The 20,720-nt window shown below is 62.5% G+C and carries 20 protein-coding genes; 12 read left to right on the top strand and 8 right to left on the bottom strand.

Annotation, left to right across the window (positions count from 1 at the left end):
- Window positions 1–752: 752 nt before the first annotated feature.
- Together glnA and FJ967_RS02695 are read right to left on the bottom strand one after the other, a co-directional pair.
- Window positions 753–2,162 (bottom strand): type I glutamate--ammonia ligase, encoded by a 1,410-nt coding sequence (glnA, locus tag FJ967_RS02690; protein ID WP_140730138.1) that lies wholly within the window; start codon window positions 2,160–2,162, stop codon window positions 753–755.
- A gap of 66 nt (window positions 2,163–2,228) precedes the next feature.
- The gene (locus FJ967_RS02695) at window positions 2,229–2,567 is read right to left on the bottom strand and encodes a P-II family nitrogen regulator (RefSeq protein WP_006205430.1); all 339 of its coding nucleotides are present in this window, start codon (window positions 2,565–2,567) and stop codon (window positions 2,229–2,231) included.
- Between the two features lie 348 nt (window positions 2,568–2,915).
- Between FJ967_RS02695 and FJ967_RS02700 the strand changes: the two genes are divergently transcribed.
- The gene (locus tag FJ967_RS02700) at window positions 2,916–4,454 is read left to right on the top strand and encodes an NAD(P)H-hydrate dehydratase (RefSeq protein WP_140730139.1); all 1,539 of its coding nucleotides are present in this window, start codon (window positions 2,916–2,918) and stop codon (window positions 4,452–4,454) included.
- Window positions 4,451–6,448: a hypothetical protein gene (locus FJ967_RS02705; protein ID WP_140730140.1), complete on the top strand. Its 1,998-nt coding sequence runs from the start codon at window positions 4,451–4,453 to the stop codon at window positions 6,446–6,448. Before FJ967_RS02700 ends, FJ967_RS02705 begins: the two co-directional genes overlap by 4 nt.
- A gap of 13 nt (window positions 6,449–6,461) precedes the next feature.
- Here the strand turns inward: FJ967_RS02705 and FJ967_RS02710 are convergent, their stop codons facing one another.
- Entirely contained in the window at window positions 6,462–7,994 is a 1,533-nt protein-coding gene (locus FJ967_RS02710; protein ID WP_140730141.1) for an acyl-CoA carboxylase subunit beta, read from the bottom strand.
- A gap of 143 nt (window positions 7,995–8,137) precedes the next feature.
- Between FJ967_RS02710 and FJ967_RS02715 the strand changes: the two genes are divergently transcribed.
- Entirely contained in the window at window positions 8,138–8,374 is a 237-nt protein-coding gene (locus FJ967_RS02715; RefSeq protein ID WP_140730142.1) for a transcriptional regulator, read from the top strand.
- 6 nt (window positions 8,375–8,380) lie between these two features.
- The gene (locus FJ967_RS02720) at window positions 8,381–8,668 is read left to right on the top strand and encodes a type II toxin-antitoxin system RelE/ParE family toxin (protein ID WP_140730143.1); all 288 of its coding nucleotides are present in this window, start codon (window positions 8,381–8,383) and stop codon (window positions 8,666–8,668) included.
- A gap of 21 nt (window positions 8,669–8,689) precedes the next feature.
- Here FJ967_RS02720 and FJ967_RS02725 read toward each other — a convergent pair whose 3' ends face one another.
- On the bottom strand, window positions 8,690–8,932 hold the full coding sequence (locus tag FJ967_RS02725) for a hypothetical protein (RefSeq protein ID WP_140730144.1): 243 nt from the start codon (window positions 8,930–8,932) through the stop codon (window positions 8,690–8,692).
- A 94-nt stretch (window positions 8,933–9,026) separates the two neighbouring features.
- Between FJ967_RS02725 and FJ967_RS02730 the strand changes: the two genes are divergently transcribed.
- Window positions 9,027–10,442, top strand: a complete 1,416-nt coding sequence (locus FJ967_RS02730; protein WP_246675148.1) for a DEAD/DEAH box helicase — start codon at window positions 9,027–9,029, stop codon at window positions 10,440–10,442.
- Between the two features lie 120 nt (window positions 10,443–10,562).
- Here the strand turns inward: FJ967_RS02730 and FJ967_RS02735 are convergent, their stop codons facing one another.
- Window positions 10,563–11,537, bottom strand: a complete 975-nt coding sequence (locus tag FJ967_RS02735) for an alpha/beta fold hydrolase (RefSeq protein WP_140730146.1) — start codon at window positions 11,535–11,537, stop codon at window positions 10,563–10,565.
- 93 nt (window positions 11,538–11,630) lie between these two features.
- Window positions 11,631–12,452 carry an SDR family oxidoreductase gene (locus tag FJ967_RS02740; protein WP_140730147.1) on the bottom strand — a complete coding sequence of 274 codons (822 nt, stop codon included), beginning with the start codon at window positions 12,450–12,452 and terminating at the stop codon, window positions 11,631–11,633.
- 226 nt (window positions 12,453–12,678) lie between these two features.
- Between FJ967_RS02740 and FJ967_RS02745 the strand changes: the two genes are divergently transcribed.
- The 6 genes from FJ967_RS02745 (at window position 12,679) to FJ967_RS02770 (ending at window position 17,228) form a co-directional block, all read left to right on the top strand.
- Entirely contained in the window at window positions 12,679–13,713 is a 1,035-nt protein-coding gene (locus FJ967_RS02745; RefSeq protein WP_140730148.1) for a cysteine synthase A, read from the top strand.
- On the top strand, window positions 13,713–14,456 hold the full coding sequence (locus tag FJ967_RS02750; protein ID WP_140730149.1) for an alanyl-tRNA editing protein: 744 nt from the start codon (window positions 13,713–13,715) through the stop codon (window positions 14,454–14,456). Before FJ967_RS02745 ends, FJ967_RS02750 begins: the two co-directional genes overlap by 1 nt.
- 33 nt (window positions 14,457–14,489) lie before the next feature.
- Complete coding sequence (sseA, locus tag FJ967_RS02755; protein WP_140730150.1) at window positions 14,490–15,356, top strand: 3-mercaptopyruvate sulfurtransferase; 867 nt, start codon at window positions 14,490–14,492, stop codon at window positions 15,354–15,356.
- 5 nt (window positions 15,357–15,361) lie between these two features.
- Window positions 15,362–15,925, top strand: coding sequence for a GNAT family N-acetyltransferase (locus tag FJ967_RS02760; protein ID WP_140730344.1), 564 nt, complete (start codon window positions 15,362–15,364; stop codon window positions 15,923–15,925).
- A 99-nt stretch (window positions 15,926–16,024) separates the two neighbouring features.
- Window positions 16,025–16,582 carry an OmpA family protein gene (locus FJ967_RS02765; protein ID WP_140730151.1) on the top strand — a complete coding sequence of 186 codons (558 nt, stop codon included), beginning with the start codon at window positions 16,025–16,027 and terminating at the stop codon, window positions 16,580–16,582.
- Window positions 16,583–16,760: 178 nt separating this feature from the next.
- Window positions 16,761–17,228 (top strand): DUF1203 domain-containing protein, encoded by a 468-nt coding sequence (locus tag FJ967_RS02770; protein WP_140730152.1) that lies wholly within the window; start codon window positions 16,761–16,763, stop codon window positions 17,226–17,228.
- 237 nt (window positions 17,229–17,465) lie between these two features.
- Here FJ967_RS02770 and FJ967_RS02775 read toward each other — a convergent pair whose 3' ends face one another.
- Complete coding sequence (locus tag FJ967_RS02775) at window positions 17,466–18,758, bottom strand: outer membrane beta-barrel protein (RefSeq protein ID WP_181175642.1); 1,293 nt, start codon at window positions 18,756–18,758, stop codon at window positions 17,466–17,468.
- 211 nt (window positions 18,759–18,969) lie between these two features.
- The gene (gene ald / locus FJ967_RS02780) at window positions 18,970–20,085 is read right to left on the bottom strand and encodes an alanine dehydrogenase (protein WP_140730153.1); all 1,116 of its coding nucleotides are present in this window, start codon (window positions 20,083–20,085) and stop codon (window positions 18,970–18,972) included.
- Between the two features lie 157 nt (window positions 20,086–20,242).
- On the opposite strand from ald, the gene FJ967_RS02785 reads away from it, so the two are divergent.
- A complete protein-coding gene (locus FJ967_RS02785) occupies window positions 20,243–20,716 on the top strand; it encodes an Lrp/AsnC family transcriptional regulator (RefSeq protein WP_015317948.1) in 474 nt (157 codons plus the stop codon).
- Window positions 20,717–20,720: the final 4 nt, after the last annotated feature.

Below are 20,720 nucleotides of genomic sequence, written 5' to 3' on the forward strand. Positions count from 1 at the left end.
GGCCGAGATCGCCGCCGGCATCGGCGCGAGTCTCGCCAACCTCCTGCCCTCACGCTCGCCCGTTTCAGCGAGACTCGCCCGGCGGATACCGCGTCGGCGGTGGCCAGACGGAAAGGCCGAAGTGCCGGACAAAACGATCGAACGGCAGCGTCCCGAATACCCCCAAAAAAAGTCAAGCTGAAAAGGTCGAGCCAACTTCGACGAATGAACGGGCTTTTGACTGGCGTGGCGATGCCGCCATCGATGGCCAGCGTCTCCCGATATGGCAAAAAAGCCCGGAAAACTGCCTGTTTCCGGCTCGTCCGTACACCAACAAACCCTTGTATAAGCCACTGTTCATACAAGGAAATCGCCGATCCGCGCGATCGCTGCGGTGACGTTGACATATCACGTCACGGTATGCGTATTCGTGGCCATGGGGTTACGCCAAAGCGATGCTGTTCGAACGGGGCGGGGTTTCTTGAACGACAGCATTGGCGGGGGCGCCGGACGAGCGGGCATTGCAGCCTGAGGCAGTGTACCGCTCGCTCCTGGCGATTGATTGCGCTTTGAGCGGTTCGTCGGCGTGCGCTGACGTTCGCCTTCCACCGGCAGGCCGCAGGTTGGGCAAAAGCTAACAAATTCCTGAAACCGAAAAGCATCGACCATGTCGCGTGGCTGATCGCGTGCATCCCTCGATGGGCGTTCGGGCAGCAAAAAGCCCTTGAAGGGGAGATCCTTCAAGGGCTTTGCAATCTTATCCCAACCGGCCCTTAGACCGAGTAGTACATGTCGTATTCGACCGGATGCGGGGTCATTTCGAAACGCATCACTTCGGCCATCTTCAGCTCGATATAGCTGTCGATCTGGTCGTCGTCGAAGACGCCGCCGGCCTTCAGGAAGCCGCGGTCCTTGTCGAGGCTCTGCAACGCTTCGCGCAGCGAACCGCAGACGGTCGGGATCTTCTTCAGTTCCTTCGGCGGCAGGTCGTAGAGATCCTTGTCCATCGGCTGTCCCGGATGAATCTTGTTCTTGATACCGTCGAGGCCTGCCATCAGCAGTGCGGCGAAGGCCAGATACGGGTTCGCGCCCGGATCGGGGAAGCGGACCTCGACGCGCTTGGCCTTCGGCGACGAGCCGAACGGAATGCGGCAGGAAGCCGAACGGTTGCGCGCCGAATAGGCGAGCAGCACCGGCGCTTCATAGCCGGGCACCAGGCGCTTGTAGGAGTTGGTCAGCGGGTTGGTGAAGGCGTTGATCGCCTTGGCGTGCTTGATGACGCCGCCGATGAAGAACAGGCAGTTCTCCGACAGGCCGGCATATTCATTGCCGGCGAAGGTCGGCTTGCCGCCCTTCCAGATCGACATGTGGACGTGCATGCCCGAGCCATTGTCGCCGAAGATCGGCTTCGGCATGAAGGTTGCCGTCTTGCCGTAGGCATTGGCGACCTGGTGCACGACATATTTGTAGATCAGCATCTTGTCGGCGTTGCGGACCAGCGCGTCGAACTTGATACCGAGTTCGTGCTGCGCGGCGGCGACCTCATGGTGGTGCTTTTCGACGCGCACGCCCATTTCGGCCAGCACCGTCAGCATCTCGGAGCGCATGTCCTGCGCGCTGTCGATCGGCGGCACCGGGAAATAACCGCCCTTGACGCGCGGGCGGTGGCCAAGATTGCCGGTCTCGTAGTCGGTGTCGTCATTCGACGGCAGTTCGGTGGAGTCCAGCCGGAAACCGGTGTTGTACGGGTCGGCCTTGTACTTGACGTCGTCGAACACGAAGAACTCGGCTTCCGGGCCGACATAGATGGTGTCGCCGATGCCTTCCGACTTCATATACGCCTCAGCCTTCTTGGCGGTGCCGCGCGGATCGCGGTTGTAGGATTCACCCGAGACCGGATCGAGGATGTCGCACAGGATGACCATCGTCGACTGCGCGAAGAACGGGTCCATGTGGACCGTGTCCGGATCGGGCATCAACACCATGTCGGACTCGTTGATGGCCTTCCAGCCGGCGATCGAGGAGCCGTCGAACATGACGCCGTCAGCGAACATGTCTTCCTCTACTTCGACCACATCCATCGTCACGTGCTGCAGCTTGCCCTTCGGGTCGGTGAAGCGCAGGTCGACGAATTTCACGTCGTTGTCCTTGATCTGCTTCATGATGTCTTTGGCTGTCGTCATGTCATGTATCCCTGTGTGATGACGTGTTTTGATGGATGGCGTTTTGCAGAGGACGGGCGGCTCGGATCAAACCGCGTCCATTCCGGTTTCGCCGGTTCGGATGCGCACGACTTCCTCGATATTGGAAACGAAGATCTTGCCGTCGCCGATGCGACCGGTCTGGGCAGCCTTGCGGATGGCCTCGATCGCGCCTTCGACGGCATCGTCGCCGAGCACGACTTCAATCTTCACCTTGGGCAGGAAATCGACGACGTATTCGGCGCCGCGGTAGAGTTCCGTATGACCTTTCTGACGCCCGAAGCCCTTGGCCTCGGTCACGGTGATGCCTTGCAGTCCGGCCTCCTGAAGCGCTTCCTTCACTTCGTCCAGCTTGAATGGCTTGATGATCGCTTCGATCTTTTTCATGTAAAAAGTGGCCTCCACTGCCAAAAAAACGGGTTGTGAGCCCCCGCTTGCGCCTCCTTCAAGCACGAACCGTGCCAATTGGAGCGATTTCAAGCGGTCTCTTGCGATTTCGAAGCCCTGCCGCATCCGCGCACAAAATCACGCCATTCACGGCGCTGAATGCAGCATGGCCGCCGGAGCCTACACAGTGGCGGGACTTGCGTCCGCATAAAAATTAGGCACATCGCCCATATCATGGGCAGTTGTGCCAGACATTTATCCTCGCCGCCGCGCCAGGTCGACAACACCTCCTTGTTTGCGTCGGATCGAAAACTGGACAATGCTTGATCGAATGCGGATCGGCAATCCATGAGCGACGAACTTCTTCTTTCCGCCGAGATGGGCGAGGCGGACCGGCTGACGATTGCAGCCGGCCCGACCGATGGCATTGGGTTGATGCGCCGTGCCGGCGAGGTCGTCGCGGCGCAAGTGCTCAAGTGCTATCCCTCGGCAGCGCATGTCCATGTTCTGTGCGGCCCCGGCAACAATGGCGGCGATGGCTATGTCGTTGCCCGCATTCTGGCGGGCAGCGGCGTCGCCGTCACGGTCTGGGCGTCCGGTGCGCCGAGACTGGGTAGCGATGCGGCACTCGCCGCCGCCCAATGCCCAATCCACCCCCGGCCGCTGTCGGACTTCGATGCCGCGCCGGGCTCCATCGTGGTCGATGCGCTTTACGGGGCAGGGCTGTCGAAGCCGTTGTCCGGCGACGCAGCCAGGGCGGTTGATCACGCAGCCAGGCAACGTCTGCCGGTTGTCGCGGTCGACCTGCCTTCCGGCGTCTCCGGTGACAGCGGCAAGGTGCTCGGCACATCGTTCTCAGCCGACCTCACCGTGACTTTCGCACGCAAGAAACCCGGCCATCTGCTCCTGCCGGGCCGGGAACGATGCGGCGAGATCGTGCTTGCCGATATCGGCATTGGCGACGACATCATTGCAAGGCTCCAGTCCCGGACGTTCGAGAACCGGCCGGCACTCTGGTTGCGCGGTTTGCCGGTGCCGGCCGTCGACGCGCACAAATACAAGCGTGGCCATGTCGGCGTCTTTTGCGGTGGCCCCAGTGCTACCGGCGCGGCGCGGCTCTCGGCGCTCGCCGCCGCGCGAAGCGGGGCAGGGGCGGTGACGGTTCTGTCACCTGGTAACGCCATGCAGGTCAATGCCGCACATCTGACGTCGATCATGCTTCGCAAAAGCGACGATGTCGCGGACATAGAGGCGTTCATCGGCGAGCGCAGGCCGTCGGCCTTTGTTCTTGGACCTGGCTTTGGCATCGGCGAAAAAACACGGACCTTCGCGCTCACTCTTCTCGCCTTCGGCCGGCAGAAGAAGATTGCCGCACAAATCGATGGCCTTGTGTTCGATGCCGACGCAATCACCTCGTTTCGTGAGGCTCCGGATATTCTGTTCGAGGCCGCCCGCCGGCCGGACGCGCCCGCGCTGGTGATAACGCCGCATGAAGGCGAGTTCGCCCGGCTTTTTCCAGATATCGCCGATGACGATGCCTTGTCCAAGCTGGACAAGGCACGCGCGGCCGCCGCGAAAGCCAATGCCTTCATCGTCTACAAAGGCGCCGACACGGTGATCGCCGCTCCCGACGGCAGGGCCGCGGTCAATTCCAACGGCGCGGCCTGGCTTGCCACCGCGGGGTCGGGTGATGTCTTGTCAGGCATCGCGGCCGGACTGCTTGCCCAAGCCATGCCGGCTTTCGAAGCCGCCTGCGCGGCGGTGTGGATCCATGCGGAGGCAGGCTGCCGGTTCGGGCCAGGGCTGATCGCCGAGGATCTGCCGCCGGCGATAGTGCCCGCGCTGCGCGAACTGGTCGAGGCGCGGCAGAAGGCGCCCTTCGGATGAAGCTGCTTGCAGGAGTCGTCGCTGCCATCATCGCGTTCGCACCGCATGGCGTGCGCGCCGAACAGCCGGTGACCATCGTCGATGATCCGGCGGTGCTAGCCACCCTCGATGACAAGGGGTTTGGCTTTGCCGGTGTTTTCGGTGTCGATGGCGAGGACGATCTGAAGTCGCTCTACACCGAAGCGCCGGCCTATCATGCCGTTGTCGACACGATAGCGGCCGATGTCGCCGCGCTGCGGGCCGAGATGAAGGCCGGCGGGCGCACGCTCTACGAGGTGACCGACGGCAATGTCGGCCGCGTCATGGACATGCGCTGGCTGAAGACCGAGGCGGCGCGCTTTCGCCTGGTCGGTGTCGTCAACCGGGTCGACCGGCGCGACTTCGCCGTCCTGCAGGGCGACAAGAGCTGCGGCGAGGTGCGCTTCATCTATCGCCTGGCTTACAGCTTCCGAAAGAACGGCAAGGTGCTGGCCTCGCGGCTGCCGTTCAATTTCAACGCCGTCTTCAGCGTCGCGCCGGATGCCGATGGCGGTTGCGTCGGCGTTGCCGGACGCTGGACGCCGCAGATGGACGAAAGCGTCGATGCCGGCTGGCTGACCGGCGGGCCGCTGGCGCCGGAAGAACTGACCTTCAAGCAACTCGAGCTCAACGCGCAGGTGGTGCGCTTTCCCTCCGGCCAGGAGACCGAGTTCGGCGGTCAGGCCGCCTACCTCATGCGGATTTTTGGGATCGATGGCGCCGCCGTCGGCGAGATGCCGCTGGAGAACACGCCTGATGTCGAGCGGTTGTCGGAGGATGCCGCGCTCAAGAAAAGGCTTGGCGACTATGTCAGTGCCAATGTCGCGGCGATCGATCTCGGCGTCTATGAAATCCCCGACGATTTCCTGGCCAGGAAAGTCATCTCGTGGTCGACCTTCGGCAGCGCGAGACAAGCCAATCACCCGTTTACGCCATTATTCCAGCCGACGGATTTTGCAGGGATAGATTATTCCGCGATGAAACTGGTGCGTACGCCCGAAGCGCTGGTCGAGCGGCTGGACAATGGCGCCTGCCAGGGCTGTCACCAGGCGGGGTCCACGGCCGGCTTCCACTTCATCGGCCTCGACGACAAGACGACATCGCCGCTCAACCGCATCGAGGTCGGCATCTCGCCGCATCTCCATGCCGAAATTCCGCGCCGCCGGGCCTGGCTGCGCGCAACGGACGAGGGCAAGGCGCCGAACCGCTACCGGCCGCTCTCCTTCGCCCCGCCGGCGACGTGGACCGACACCGGGGATGTCGACTACGCGCCGGCCGAGATGACCATGCCGTGCCTGCTGCCGCAGGATGCCAAGCGCTTCGGCGCGACCTGGCAATGCGGCGGCGGCACTGTCTGCACGCCGCTCGCCACGGCATCGGGCGTGCGCACCACGCTGGCGCAATGCCTGCTGCCCAAGGACAGCCCAAAAATGTTTTCCGGCCATCCATGCCTGACCGGCTCGATTGCCAGCAACCCGTCGCAACCTTTCAACGACCGCTACAAGATATCAGGCCAGTTCGCGGCCTTCGCGCCGACCTTTTCGCGGACCGAATACACCTGCCGGCCACCGAAGATCGGCGTGCCGGCAGGCATCGCCTACCGCGCCTGCGACGACAGCGATCGCAACTTCGCCGCCTTCAAGGCGGGCAAGCCGATGCCGTCCGAAATCTGCGGCATGGTCGGCGGCAAGAAGTTCGACACATGCGTGGCGACCAACAATTTCGACCAGTGCCTGGGCGGCGCCGTCAATCGCGGCAACCGGCCGGCCTGCTCGGCCGATCGTTTCTGCCGCGAGGACTATATGTGCCAGTCGCTGCCGCCGGACACGCCGGGCGCCGCCAAGGTCAAGGGCATCGGCTTCTGCTCGCCGACCTATTTCATTTTCCAGATGCGCATCGACAATCACGCAACGCCCTGGGCAAGCGCGACCAGCGCGACCATGGGGGCCGGGTTTGGGGCGGCGGAAGAGGAGTAGGCTGCCGGAAGCGCTATAGCGGGATGTTGTCGTGCTTCTTCCAGGGGTTCTGCATGTCCTTGTTGCGCAGCATGCGAAGCGCGCGGGCGACGCGGCGGCGGGTCGAATGCGGCATGATCACCTCGTCGACATAGCCGCGCTCGGCGGCGACGAAGGGCGACAGGAAACGATCCTCATAAGTCTTTGTATGGGCTGCGATCTTTTCGGCGTCGCCAATGTCCTTGCGGTAGATGATCTCGACCGCGCCCCTGGCGCCCATGACGGCGATCTGCGCCGTCGGCCAGGCATAGTTCATGTCGCCGCGCAGATGTTTGGAGGCCATCACGTCATAGGCGCCGCCATAGGCTTTGCGGGTGATCACGGTGATCTTCGGCACGGTCGCCTCGGCATAGGCGAAGAGCAGCTTGGCGCCGTGCTTGATCAGGCCGCCATATTCCTGCGCGGTGCCCGGCAAGAAGCCCGGGACGTCGACGAAGGTGACGATGGGGATGGAAAAACAGTCGCAGAAGCGCACGAAGCGGGCCGCCTTGCGGCTGGCATCTGAATCGAGCACACCCGCCAGCACCATCGGCTGGTTGGCGACGAAGCCCACCGTGCGTCCCTCGACGCGACCGAAGCCGGTGACGATGTTCTTGGCAAAGCTCTGCTGGATCTCGAAGAAGTCGCCCTCGTCGGCGACCTTCAGGATCAGTTCCTTGATGTCGTAAGGCTTGTTGGCGTTGTCGGGGATCAGCCGGTCGAGCGACATGTCATGGTCTGACACGGACTGGTAGCATTCGATCTCGGGAATATCGGAAGTATTGGAGGCCGGCAGCAGGTCGACCAGCCGCCGCATCTGCAAGAGCGCCTCGACGTCATTGTCATAGGCGCCGTCCGCAATCGAGGATTTCGTCGTGTGGACGGACGCGCCGCCGAGGCTCTCGGCTGTCACCGTCTCGTTGGTGACGGTCTTCACCACGTCAGGCCCGGTGACGAACATGTAGGAGGTGTCGCGCACCATGAAGATGAAGTCGGTCATGGCAGGTGAATAGACATCGCCGCCGGCGCATGGACCCATGATCACCGAAATCTGCGGGATGACGCCGGAGGCGAGCACATTGCGCTGAAAGATCTCGGCATAGCCGCCAAGCGCCGCCACGCCTTCCTGGATGCGTGCGCCGCCGGCATCGTAAAGGCCGATGATCGGCGCGCGGTTGCGCAGCGCCATCTCCTGCACCTTGATGACCTTCTCGGCATGCGCTTCCGAGAGTGAGCCGCCGAAGACGGTAAAATCCTTGGCGAACAGATAGACCGGGCGGCCATTGACCGTGCCCCAGCCGGTAACGACGCCGTCGCCGGCGATCTTGGTCTTCTCCATGCCGAAATCGGTCGAGCGGTGCTCGACATACATGTCGAACTCCTCGAACGAGCCCTCGTCGAGAAACACCTCGATGCGTTCGCGCGCGGTGAGTTTGCCCTTCTTGTGCTGTGCGTCGATACGGGCCTGGCCGCCGCCCATGCGGGCGATGTCGCGCCGGCGCTCGAGTTCCTTCAGCACGTCTTTCATCGTTCGGCCCTCAAAACGGAAGCTGCGTTTGTGGTAATGACGCCCGCAGACGTGCGCAAGCGCCGGCTTCCGATCGTTTTCTGTTGGTCGATCATGCGCGAAGTTTGTTGGCAGGCATTCGCAAGATATGGCAGAATTGGTCCATGAAGAACAACATAGAGATATCCGAGGATTTGAACCGCCGGATCGAGATGTTGACCTCGCGTTCGACACTTACGCGCGATCAGATCATCGAGGATGCCTTGTCCCACGGCCGTTCGCTGGCGTGGCAGGAAAAGTGGGTTGCCGGCGTTCAGGCGGGAATCGACGCTGCAGACCGCGGTGATTTCGCGACCGAGGACGAGATCGCGGCGGTCCTCAGCAAGTACGGCCAGGCATAAAGCTCTGTGCGGATAGTCTGGACCCGAAACTATCTGGTCGAGCTTACATCAATCAGTGACTATATCGGCCAGCGCAACCCACGGGCTGCCGCCAGGATCGTCAATGACATCCACTCAAGGACCGCTCGGCTAATGTCGGCCAATCCCTTTATCGGACGCGTTGGAGAGATCAAAGGCACCCGTGAACTGGTGATTCCCGGAACGCCCTATATCGTCGCGTACCGCGTGAAGGACACTCAGATAGAGGTTCTGTTCGTCCAGCATGGTGCGAGGCGGTGGCCGGACGAGGTTTAGGCGGCCATTTCAAGCCCATTTTCATCCAGTTTTGCTGCACTGCAACATGATGCCCTTGCATTTCAGCGCGAACTCAGCCATATGCAGCCCATAGGCGCTTGGGCCGGGAACGAATCCGGCCTTCTCCTCGAATGAGACTGGTTGCGTCTGTTTTCCCTCTTTCCGGCTGATCGGCAAGGTGGCGAAAAAGCCCCGAGGCACAATGCCTGCGGGCACGACAGCGCAGCCGCGCGGACGAAATCGTCCGCCGCCTTGTCGTTCCATAAGAGATATCCGACGGCAGGTTGCGCCCTGCCGCCATCGATGTTTGCGGCCAGAGGCCGCGTGAAAGAAGATTATTTTGACCAACGAAAACACTATGCCCGGCACAAACCCGGCGGAACTCTCCGGTTTCGCGGCGCTGGGAATTTCCGGTGCGCTGCTCAAGGCCACCCACAATGCCGGTTTCACCGATCCGAAGCCGATCCAGGTGCAGGCGATCCCGCCGCAGCTGGAAGGCCGTGACATTTTCGGTATCGCGCAGACCGGCTCCGGCAAGACCGCTGCCTTCGCGCTGCCGATCCTGTCGAAGATCATCGCGCTGGGCACCAAGCGCCGCGCCAAGACGACCCGCACGCTGATTCTGGCGCCGACCCGCGAGCTCGCGGTGCAGATCGAGGAGACCATCAAAATCCTCGCCAAGGGGGCGCATGTGTCGACGGCACTGGTGCTGGGCGGCGTCTCGCGCTTCAGCCAGGTGAAGAAGATCGCTCCCGGCGTCGACGTCCTGATCGCCACGCCCGGGCGCCTGACCGACCTGGTGCGCGAGGGCGACCTCATCCTCTCCGACACCAAATGGCTGGTGCTGGACGAGGGCGACCGCATGCTCGACATGGGCTTCATCAATGACGTCAAGCGCATCGCCAAGGCGACCGCGCCCGACCGTCAGACGGCGCTGTTTTCCGCCACCATGCCGGACGAGATTGCCGAACTCGCCAAGGGCCTTTTGAAGAACCCTGTCCGCATCGAGGTCTCGCCGCAAAGCACCGCGGCGGCCGAGATCGTGCAGAGCGTCGTCTTTGCCCGCACCAAGCAGAAGCGCCAGGTGCTGTCGACCATGCTCGCCGACGAGGCGATGAAGTCCGTCATCATCTTTTCGCGCACCAAGCATGGCGCCGACCGCGTGACCAAGGACCTCGAGCGCGACGGCTTCAAGGCCGCCGTCATCCACGGCAACAAGTCGCAGAATGCCCGCCAGAAGGCGCTCAACGATTTCCGTGACGGATCGGTGCGCATCCTGGTCGCAACCGACATCGCGGCGCGCGGCATCGACGTTCCCGGCATCAGCCATGTGGTGAATTTCGATCTGCCCGACGAGGCTGAAAGCTACGTCCACCGCATCGGCCGCACCGGCCGCAACGGCAAGGACGGCATTGCAATCACGCTTTGCGATCCATCCGAGAACAGTAAGCTGCGCCAGGTCGAGCGCATTATCCGCACCAAGCTGCCCATCATAGCCGACCATCTCGGCAGCCCGGATCCGCAGCGCAATCCCGCGGAGAGGAACGAGCGTCACCACGAGCCGGCGAATGACCGCGCCGACCATAATGGCCGTCGTGACGGCCGGCGGCCGGGCGGCAACGGCAACGGCAAGAAGCGCTTCGGCGGCAAGCCGGCCGGCGACCGTCCGTTCGCGGGCAAGCCGCAAGGCGAGCGCCCCGAAGGCCGCAAGCCGTTCAAAGGCAACAACAAGCGCCGCTTCGGCGGCAAACGGCCGGCGACGCGGGCTGCATAAAGCCGGGCTCGGTCGCGGCCACGCCTTTTCCGAGGCGGACCGATTGCAAGGATCAAGGGCGACCACGGTAAGGCCGTGGTCGCTCTTTCCATATCGGCCGTTGTCTAAGTACCGGCGGGCTTACTTGACCACGGCCTCGATCCAGACCGAAATCCGTTGAGCGAGAAACGCCGTCGTCGAAGGCGACAGCACATCGCCTGCTATGACGTGATTGTCGGGATCGCCCGTGGCTTCCAGTGGCACCAGCTCGTGCGGCGCCCCCCAGCGTGCGGCAATCTCACGGGTGCGGTCCGGCCGCACGACCTTGTCTGAATCCGAGAAGATGAACAGGGCGGGAATGTCGGCTTTCTCCACCGGCGCGCCATAGGCAAGTTCGGTCAGTGCCTGCATCGGCAAGGTCGCGGCGACGGGATATCTGGTGGTCCAGAATTTCTCGTGCAGAGCATTGCGCGGCACGAAGCTGCGCTCCCTGCCGATGACGAGTTCGGCGATCTGCTTGCCCCACGGCATGGTCAGGATCTCGGCGCCGGATGCCTTTACCCCGAAATTCGGCGAGATGAACGCGATCGCGGCCACGCCTTCCGATGCGTTCGGCTGCGTCGCCGCCCAGGCCGCCAGCGAGCCACCGGTCGATGTCGAAATGACGACAACCTTGTCGCCGATCGCCCGGCCGATGGCGATAGCTTCCTCATAGTCGTTGATCCAGGCATTGACGCTGCCTTCAGCCATTGCCTCGCCGTCCTGCCCATGGCCGGTGAGGCGGGTGTAGAACAGGTTGGCGTCGAGTTGGTCGGCAATCTCGTCGGGCAGCGGGCGGACCTCGCCCTTGGATCCTGAAAACCCGTGGATGTAGACGATCGCCAGCGGGGTCTTGGCGTGCACCATCGGGTTCGCCCAGACGATCTCCTTCTCCAACCCGTCGCGGATGCCAGGTATGGCGGCTTCTTCCTTGGCCACATAGGCTTGCGGGTCGTCGCCTATGACGGAAGGATCGAAGCGGATCGTGGTGTCGACGGGAACGCGTGGACCAAGCACGAAGGCCAATGCAAGGATGGCGACAAGGCCCAGCACAGCAAGCACGATCCGTCGCCCCATGGCAGACTCCACGCTAGATGATCTCAACGTATGGTGGTGACCACAAACAGGCAACGGCCGGCCGGGCGCGGCCCCAACAATTTCGACGGCGTATTATTTGCCTGGCGTTTTGCGCTCGTAGTGCAGCGGCCTTGCCTTCCAGCTGGTTATCAGGCTGATCACCGCCCTGCATAAGGGCCTTGGCAGCAGGCCAAGAAATTTCAGCGGCCAGCTCGTCCGGTACGGAAAAGTGACTTCGAAGCCGCCGGATTTGATGCCCCGCACCATGCGGCGCGTCGCGCGGCCGACCGGCATCAGGCCCGGCATCGGCAGCATGTTCTTTTCGGTCAGCGGCGTGTCGACGAAACCGGGATTGATCACCTGGACGCGGATATTCATCTTGTCGAAATCATATTTCAGCGATTCAGCCAGGATATTGATCGCCGCCTTGGTGCCGCCGTAGGCGGCCGTGGTCGGCCAGCCGAAATAGGCGGTCACCGAGCCGACCAGGACGACATGGCCGCGTGCGCGCACCCGCATATGCTCGACGACAGGCACCAGACCGTTGATGATGCCGAAATAGTTGACCTCGAAGGAGCGGCGGAAATCTTTGACGACGAGGGATTCTCCGGGCGTCGAGATGTAGTTCCCGGCATTGAAGACCGCGAGCACGATCGGCCCGAGATCCTTCTCGATCGCGGCGACCGTCTTTGCCATGCGCGGCTCGTCGGTGACGTCGCAGGGAAAGGACACGACCTTGCCCGGCATCTGCGCGGTCTCGACGATGAGCGTATCGATCGGATCGTTGTCCAGCGCCGTCACCGCCACCGCATAGCCTTGTGACGCAAGATCCCTGGCCAGCGAGCGGCCAATGCCGCTGCTGCCGCCCGTGACCCAGGCGACGCCGTGTTTGGGATCGGCCCGATAGAGTGTCATGCTGCGCCCTGTCGACTTGTTGGTGCCTTGCTCTAGCGGCGAAGAAATCGAATGAAAAGGGTGCTTTTCGATCACAAGTGCAAATGGACTGTATGCTATCGCGCCCGGTCCCGGCGGGCGCTGACGCGCATGGCGCCGGAAATGCGACTGGACCAGACCAATTCTTGCCTTGAAACCGGAGCGTTGGGTTTCTAGGGTTTCGGCGCACGCACACAAGGAATCCTGAATGCCCCGTTCTGTGATCGACGCGATCGGCAACACGCCTTTGATCCGCCTCAACAAAGCTTCCGAAGCGACCGGCTGCGAGATCTTGGGTAAGGCCGAATTCATGAATCCGGGACAGTCGGTCAAGGATCGCGCCGGCCTCTTCATCATCCGTGACGCCGAAAAGCGCGGTCTGCTGAAACCGGGCGGCGTCATCGTCGAGGGCACGGCCGGCAACACCGGCATCGGGCTGACGCTGGTCGCCAAGGCGCTGGGATACCGCACCGTCATCGTCATCCCCGATACGCAGAGCCAGGAAAAGAAAGACACGATCAGGCTGCTCGGCGCCGAGCTGATCGAAGTACCGGCCGTGCCTTACAAGAACCCCAACAATTACGTGAAGCTGTCGGGGCGGCTGGCCGAGCAGATGGCCCGGAGCGAGCCGAACGGCGCCATCTGGGCCAACCAGTTCGACAATGTCGCCAACCGCGACGGCCATGTCCGTACCACGGCGCAGGAGATCTGGAGCCAGACCGGCGGCAAGGTCGACGGCTTTGTCTCGGCGGTCGGTTCGGGCGGTACGCTTGCCGGCGTTGCGATGGGCCTGAAGGCAAAAAGCAAGGACGTCAAAATCGCGCTCGCCGATCCGCTGGGCGCCGCGCTCTACAGTTTCTACACCAGCGGCGAGTTGAAGTCCGAGGGCAGTTCGATCACCGAAGGCATCGGCCAGGGGCGCATCACCGCCAATCTCGATGGCTTCACGCCGGATTTCTCGTTCCAGGTCAAAGATGAAGACGCGCTCCCGATCGTCTTCGACCTGATCCAGGAAGAGGGCCTGTGCGTCGGCGGCTCGACCGGCATCAACATAGCCGGCGCCATCAGGCTGGCGCGGGAACTGGGTCCCGGCCACACCATCGTGACCATCCTTTGCGACTACGGCACGCGCTATCAGTCGAAACTGTTCAATCCGGAATTCCTGCGCGAGAAGAACCTGCCTGTGCCGGAGTGGATGGAACGCAAGAGCAGGATCTCGGTGCCGTTCGAAAAGGTCGCGTGATGGCGCACAAAACGGAAGCGCTGTTTCGCGACGACGCCTATCTGCGCACGGCGGACGCGACGATCGTTGCCGTCAACGATCGCGGCGGCATCATTCTCGACAGGACGATCTTCTACGCCACCTCCGGCGGCCAGCCTGGCGACACCGGTTATCTCCAGCGCGCCGACGGCAGCCGATTGGCAATTGCCGCCACGATTACCGGCGAGACCAAGGACGAGATCATCCATGTGCCGGCGCCGGAGCAAGCGCTGCCGGAGGCGGGCGAGACGGTGAAGCTCGCCATCGACTGGGAGCGTCGGCACCTGCTGATGCGCATGCATGCGGCTTGCCATCTGCTGACGGTGGTCTGCCCGTTCCCGATCACCGGGGCGGCGGTTTCCGAGGACGACAGCCGCGTCGATTTCGACATTCCGGACGCCAGTTTCACCAAGGAAGAGGCAACCGCCGGCCTGATGGATCTGGTGCGGGCCGACCATCCTATCTTCACCAGGCTGATCAGCGATGAGGAATTGGCCGCCAATCCCGGCCTGGTGAAATCCAAGAATGTCCGGCCGCCCGTTGGCACGGGCAAGATCCGCCTGGTCTGCATCGGCGAGAACGCCTCGGTGGATAGCCAGCCCTGCGGCGGCACGCATGTGAAGAGCACCGGCGAAATCGGCGAAATCCACATCGGCAAGATCGAGAAGAAGGGCCGCGAGAACAGGCGTTTCCGCATCCGCTTCGGTCCACTGCCGGCGAATTGAACAAACAGCCCATCAAAGGCGGCAGGAGAGACAATGCCCGAAGACAGTGCTTTCACCGTCGATGCGGACTGGCTGCAGGAGCGCCTGGGCCAGCCGGGCCTGACGATTGTCGACGCGTCCTGGTATCTGCCGGCACAAAAGCGCGACGCGCGCGCCGAATATGATGCGGCCCATATTCCGGGAGCCCGGTTTCTGGATCAGGATGCAGTTTCGGATCCCGATGCCGCCTTGCCGCATACGCTCGCATCGCCTCGGCATTTCGCCCAGTATGTCGGCGCGATGGGTGTTTCGGCCGATGACACCATCGTCGTCTACGATGGCCCAGGCTTCTTCTCGGCGCCCCGGGCGTGGTGGATGTTCCGCATCATGGGCGTTTTCCAGACTTATGTTCTGGACGGCGGCCTGGACGGCTGGAAGGCGGCAGGCCGCCCGGTAACCGCGGAGCCGACGAAGATCGCGCCGGGCATCTTCCATGCCGATTTCGATGCCGCGCGCGTCGTCAGCCTGGCAGACATGCGCCGCGTCGTCGATACGGGCGAAAGCCAGATTGCCGACGCGCGTGGGGCAGGGCGCTTTACCGGCACAGAACCCGAACCCCGCGCCGGCATCCGCTCCGGCCATATGCCAGGCGCACGCAACATCCCCTATTCGGCGCTCTCCGAAAACGGCACGCTGCTGCCGAAGAACCGCTTGCGCAAGGTGATCGAGGACGCCGGCATCGACCTGTCCAGACCTGTGGTCACTTCCTGCGGCTCCGGCGTCACCGCCGCGGTGATCACCCTGGCGCTGGAGACGCTTGGCCATACCGACAACAGGCTCTATGACGGCTCTTGGACCGAATGGGGCGGGCTCTCCGATACCGCTGTCGTGACCGGCCCAGCGACGGCCGGCAAGGAATGAAGACGATGGAAAACGGCGTGCTGCAGGACATCGAAGTCACCGTGACTTTTCTGGAGATGCATGCCCCTCCGGCCGTTTCGCCGCCGGTGCCCTACAACCGCCAGGTCGCACTGCTGAAGACAAGGGACGTTCCCTTGCATTTCTACCGCTACCTGATGGACCGAGTGGGGCGCAAATGGCACTGGGTCAATGTTCTGAGGCTGAATGACGAGGAGTTGTCCGCCGGAATCCACCGCGAGGATCGCGACATCAGGGTGCTCTATCTCGACGGTTCGCCGGCGGGCTTCTTCGATCTCAAGCCGCATCTGCCCGAGGAAGTCGAACTCGCCTATTTCGGCATGATGGAACACGCCACCGGGCAAGGCATTGGCCGCTGGTTCCTTGGCTCGGCGATCGCGGCCGCATGGTCGCATGGGCCGAAAAGGGTGACGGTGCAGACCTGCACGCTCGATCATCCCGCAGCCCTGCCGCTTTATCAGAAGCTCGGGTTCAAGCCGGTGGCGCAAAAGAAGGAAGTCGTGCATCCGCTGCCTTTCGCCGAGCGCTCGGCCAGCGTCATGCGGCCGTAACTCCAGCCGGAAACCTGAACCTCCCGTTCATCGGCGCTTCAGCCTGGCTTTGGCATGTTGTCCGCATTGCCAATGCGGCCGAAGCCGAAGGAGAAAAACATGCTGACCCGACGCACTCTTGCCGCCGCGTTGATCGCGGCGATTGCCATGCCGAGCCTTGCAGCCGCCCAGGCGACAACACCCTCCGCCGCGACGATCGAGCGGAAGCTCGAGGCTGCACCCCGGGTCAAGCTGCGGCCGAACGAGCGCGTCACCATCCGCGAATTCAAGCGCCGGCCGGATCTGCGCCGCATGGCGCGGTCGATCGATATCCAGTCGATCAATTTCGCCTTCGGCTCCGCTGCCATTTCCAGTTCGCAGTACAGCAAGATCGAGACCATCGCCGACGCGCTGCAACGCATCCTGCGCCGCGACCCCGGCGCGCGCGTGCTCATCGAGGGCCATACGGACGCGGTCGGCTCATTCCAGTCCAACCAGGCCCTGTCCGAACAACGCGCGGCATCGCTGAAGCGCACGCTGGTGCGCGAATTCGGCGTGCCAGGCCATGCATTGGAAACCGTCGGCTATGGCGAGGAGTTCCTGCTCGTGCCCACTCAGAGTGAAAATTGGCAGAATCGCCGGGTGACGCTGCGCCGCTTCGACGATTTCATCAGGTGATCACGGCTGGACTGGCGCATTAGTTACCCGGCTAAGTTTCACGGTTCGCGCTCTCGCCGACGCGAAGCGGCTATCGAGGGACTGGTATAAAAATCAGTCCCTCTCCCCTTGGCATGAATCGGGTGGGAGGCTTTGGCGTGAGCGCATAGTTTCCGGTCGACACACCGGAGATTTCACAATGACGATCCAGTTCAAGGCTTTGCCGACCGAAGACGTAAGGGCGCTGCAGTCCGGCGGGCCGGATGCCTATGGTCACACGCCCGAGCGCAAGATTTCCGACGGCGACGGCATGCCCTGCAGGCACTGTCTGAAGAACATTGCTGCCGGCGATGCCTACCTCATTCTGGCCTACCGGCCGTTCCCAAGCCTTCAACCCTACGCCGAGACCGGGCCTATCTTCCTACATGCGCAGGAATGCGAGCGCGCTGGCGAAACGGAATTGCTCCCCGAGATTCTCGGCAGCCCGGACTACATCGTGCGCGGCTATGGCAGGGATGATCGCATTGTCTATGGCAGCGGCGGTGTCATTGCGACCGAAGCCATCGCCGCGCGCGCCGAAACGCTGTTCGAGCGCGACGACATTGCCTATGTGCATGTCCGCTCGGCGCGCAACAACTGCTATCAGTGCCGCATCGAGCGTGCCTGACGGGGCGTGCCTGGCCGGCTCTCGACTGGATTGTCGCACTCCCGTCGCATTGATGATCTATAAGGCGATTGTCGATCGATTGGCCGACCGCGGATGAACCGGCGGGAAATCTCGATATCGAGGAAGCGGGGCCTAGGCTCCGCTTTTTTGTTGCCTGCGCTCAGCCCAAAGTCTTCGCCGCCAAGAAAAAAGCCCGCCGGCATGGCCGACGGGCTTCGACTGTTTGCCTGGAGGGGCTTAGTTGAACTTGTACTTCGCGCCGATACGCACGGTCTGGAAGGATGCCTTGTCGGTCAGCGTGCCGTCCGGCGCTCCGAATTCGGACGAGAAGTCCTTCTTGCCAAACTGCGAGTAGCGATACTCAAGACCAACGGTCATGTTGTTGGAAACCGCCGTTTCGAGGCCGCCACCGATCGTGAAGCCACTCTTGCCCCAATCGATGATGTCGCCGATCGGATCCGAGGCCTTCAGATCGAAGTGTTGATAGCTGTAACCGCCGATGACATAGGCCAGGGTCGATTCGTTGACCTTGGCGCCGACGCGAGCCAGTGCATCGAAACCATAGTCGTTGTTCAGCTTGATCGAGCCGCCAAGGATGTCGAGTTTCGACCGAATTCCGGAATAGCTTCCGTCAAGCTGGACGCCTGCAACCCAGCTGCCGAAATCGTAGTCATAACCAACACTGGCTTCGCCGAACACGCCTTCGCTGCCAATACCGTTGAGGTCGAGACCGCCGCCGCCAAGGTCCACGCCGAGATCATGCACCGCTGTGCCCGCGCCAAGCGCGCCACCGACATAAAAGCCGGTCCAGTTATAGGTCGGTGCCGCAAAGGACACACCACCGCCGCTCTGGCCACCGAAGCGATAGTTCGCAGCAATGTGGAAGGTGTGAGTCGATGGCTCGACGTTCAGGGACGTCGGTCCGAAATCAATAACCGATTTATCGCCGTAGTTGGCATAACGATATTCGGTCTTCAAGGTCCAGTTGCCGCTAAGCACGGTTTCCATGCCGGCACCCAGTACATAGCCGCCGCGGTTCTCTGTAAAGCTCAGCCCGTCGGCAAAGCCCGATCCATCAAGCTTGAAGTGCTGCCAGCTGTAGCCGCCGAGCACATAGCCGAGCGTGCTGGGGTTCAGAAGATAGCCGGCGCGCAGGCCAACGTCGAAACCGTAGGAGTTTGTGAGGTCGATATCCGCGCCCGGAATGCTGATCGACGGACCGATATTCCCGCCATTGATGTCGATGAAGCCGCCGAGCAGGAAGCGTTCGCTGACCATATAGTCGTAGCCGGCTGTCAGTTCGCCGAATACGCCATTGCCGCCAATGCCGTTAAAGTCGACAAGCGGATCCACGCTGAATTTGTGCACGCTGGCGCCGAAACCGCCGCCGATGCCGATGTAGGCACCGCTCCAGTTGAAACCGGATGCCTCGACCGGCTGCACGATATCGGCAGCATGCGCGGCTGACATGAGTGCCACCGCAGAAACTGCACCGAGAAGAATGGATTTCGCGGAAACGCGAACGAACATAGCCCGTACCCCTAATCAATAAGCCCAGACTGTTTCTAGCTGGCCTTGGCCAGATTAGGAATGACAAATATGCAACAGTTTTACGCAAACCCGCGGCCTGGGCAGATGCCAATCTGGGCTGTGAGCAGCCCCGCAGCCCTGGATCGGCCAAGAAAAAGCCCGCCGGGGTGAACCGGCGGGCAATTCAGCAATCTGACTATTTCTGGGTGTATCAGGCCGCGAGCACGGCCTTCGGCTCGACCAGTTCGTAGCCAAGGGCTTCGGCGACCGCGCGATTCGTGATCTTGCCCTTGTGGACATTGAGGCCGTTGCGCAGGTGATGGTCGTCGATCAGCGCCTTCAGGCCCTTGTCGGCGAGCTGCAAGCCATAGTGCAGCGTCGCGTTGTTGAGTGCGTGCGCCGAAGTGACCGGCACGGCGCCGGGCATGTTGGCGACGCAATAGTGGATGACGCCGTCGACCTCATAGGTCGGTTCGGCATGGGTCGTCGCATGCGAGGTCTCGAAGCAGCCGCCCTGGTCGATGGCGACGTCAACCAGCACCGAGCCCTTCTTCATGCCCGACAGCATTTCGCGCGTGACGAGCTTCGGCGCGGCTGCGCCCGGGATCAGCACGGCGCCGACGACGATATCGGCCGAGAAGCATTCTTCCTCGAGCGCTTCCACGGTCGAGTAACGTGTATGGACACGACCGGCAAAGAGGTCGTCGAGCTGGCGCAGGCGCGGGATCGAGCGGTCGATGATGGTTACGTCGGCGCCAAGGCCGGCGGCCATGCGGGCCGCGTGGAGACCAACCACGCCGCCGCCCAGCACCGTGACCTTGCCGGGAAGCACGCCGGGCACGCCGCCGAGCAGCACGCCACGGCCGCCATTGGCCTTCTGCAGCGCCGTGGCGCCGGCCTGGATCGACAGGCGGCCAGCGACTTCCGACATCGGCGCCAGCAGCGGCAGGCCGCCACGATCGTCGGTCACGGTTTCATAGGCGATCGCGGTCACGCCCGAGGCGAGCAGGCCCTTGGTCTGCTCAGGATCCGGAGCCAGATGCAGATAGGTGTACAGGATCTGGCCTTCGCGCAGCTGCGCCCATTCATTGGGTTGCGGCTCCTTGACCTTGACGATCATGTCCGACTTGGCGAACACGTCGGCGGCGGTCTTGGCGATGGTGGCGCCAGCGGCGCGATAGGCGTTGTCATCGGCGCCGATGCCGGCACCCGCTCCGGTCTCGACCAGCACTTCGTGGCCATGGGCGACATACTCGCGGACCGAGCCCGGCGTGAGGCCGACGCGGTATTCATGGTTCTTGATTTCCTTGGGGCAGCCGACGCGCATTTTCTTCTCCTGATCCGGGCCCTTTTGGGCTCACTCCCTGTATTGGCGCAGTGAACCATGAATCGACGCGCAAGTGTTTGCGAATGCGCTTGCGCAAGCGCGTGTGGTTCGATAATCGTTGCGCAAAATGAATAAATATTCGCAGGAATCACGAAAAATGCCGCTCGACAGGATCGATATCGCCATTCTTGAGACGTTGCAGAAGGATGGCCGGATGCCGAACGCGGCCCTTGCCGAAAAGGTCGGCCTGTCGCAGTCGGCCTGCTCGCGGCGGCTCGACAATCTGGAGAAGTCCGGAACCATCCGCGGCTATCACGCCCGGCTTTCCAACGCAGCCCTTGGCCACCAGATGACGGCGATCGTCCACATATCGCTCTCCGGCCAGTTCGAGAAGACGCTGTCGGATTTCGAGGCGGCGATCAAGCGTTGTCCCAACGTGCTGTCCTGCCACCTGATGTCGGGCGAGTACGACTATATACTGAGGATCGCGGCCAAGGACCTGGTCGACTACGAGCGCATCCACAAGGAATGGCTGTCGGCCATGCCGCATGTGACCAAGATCAACTCGTCCTTCGCCCTGCGCGAAATCGTCGACCGCACCGCCATGGGTCTGAAGCCGGAGATGGCCTAGAGCC

The organism is Mesorhizobium sp. B2-3-4, assembly GCF_006442315.1.
In the GTDB taxonomy this organism is placed as follows: domain Bacteria; phylum Pseudomonadota; class Alphaproteobacteria; order Rhizobiales; family Rhizobiaceae; genus Mesorhizobium.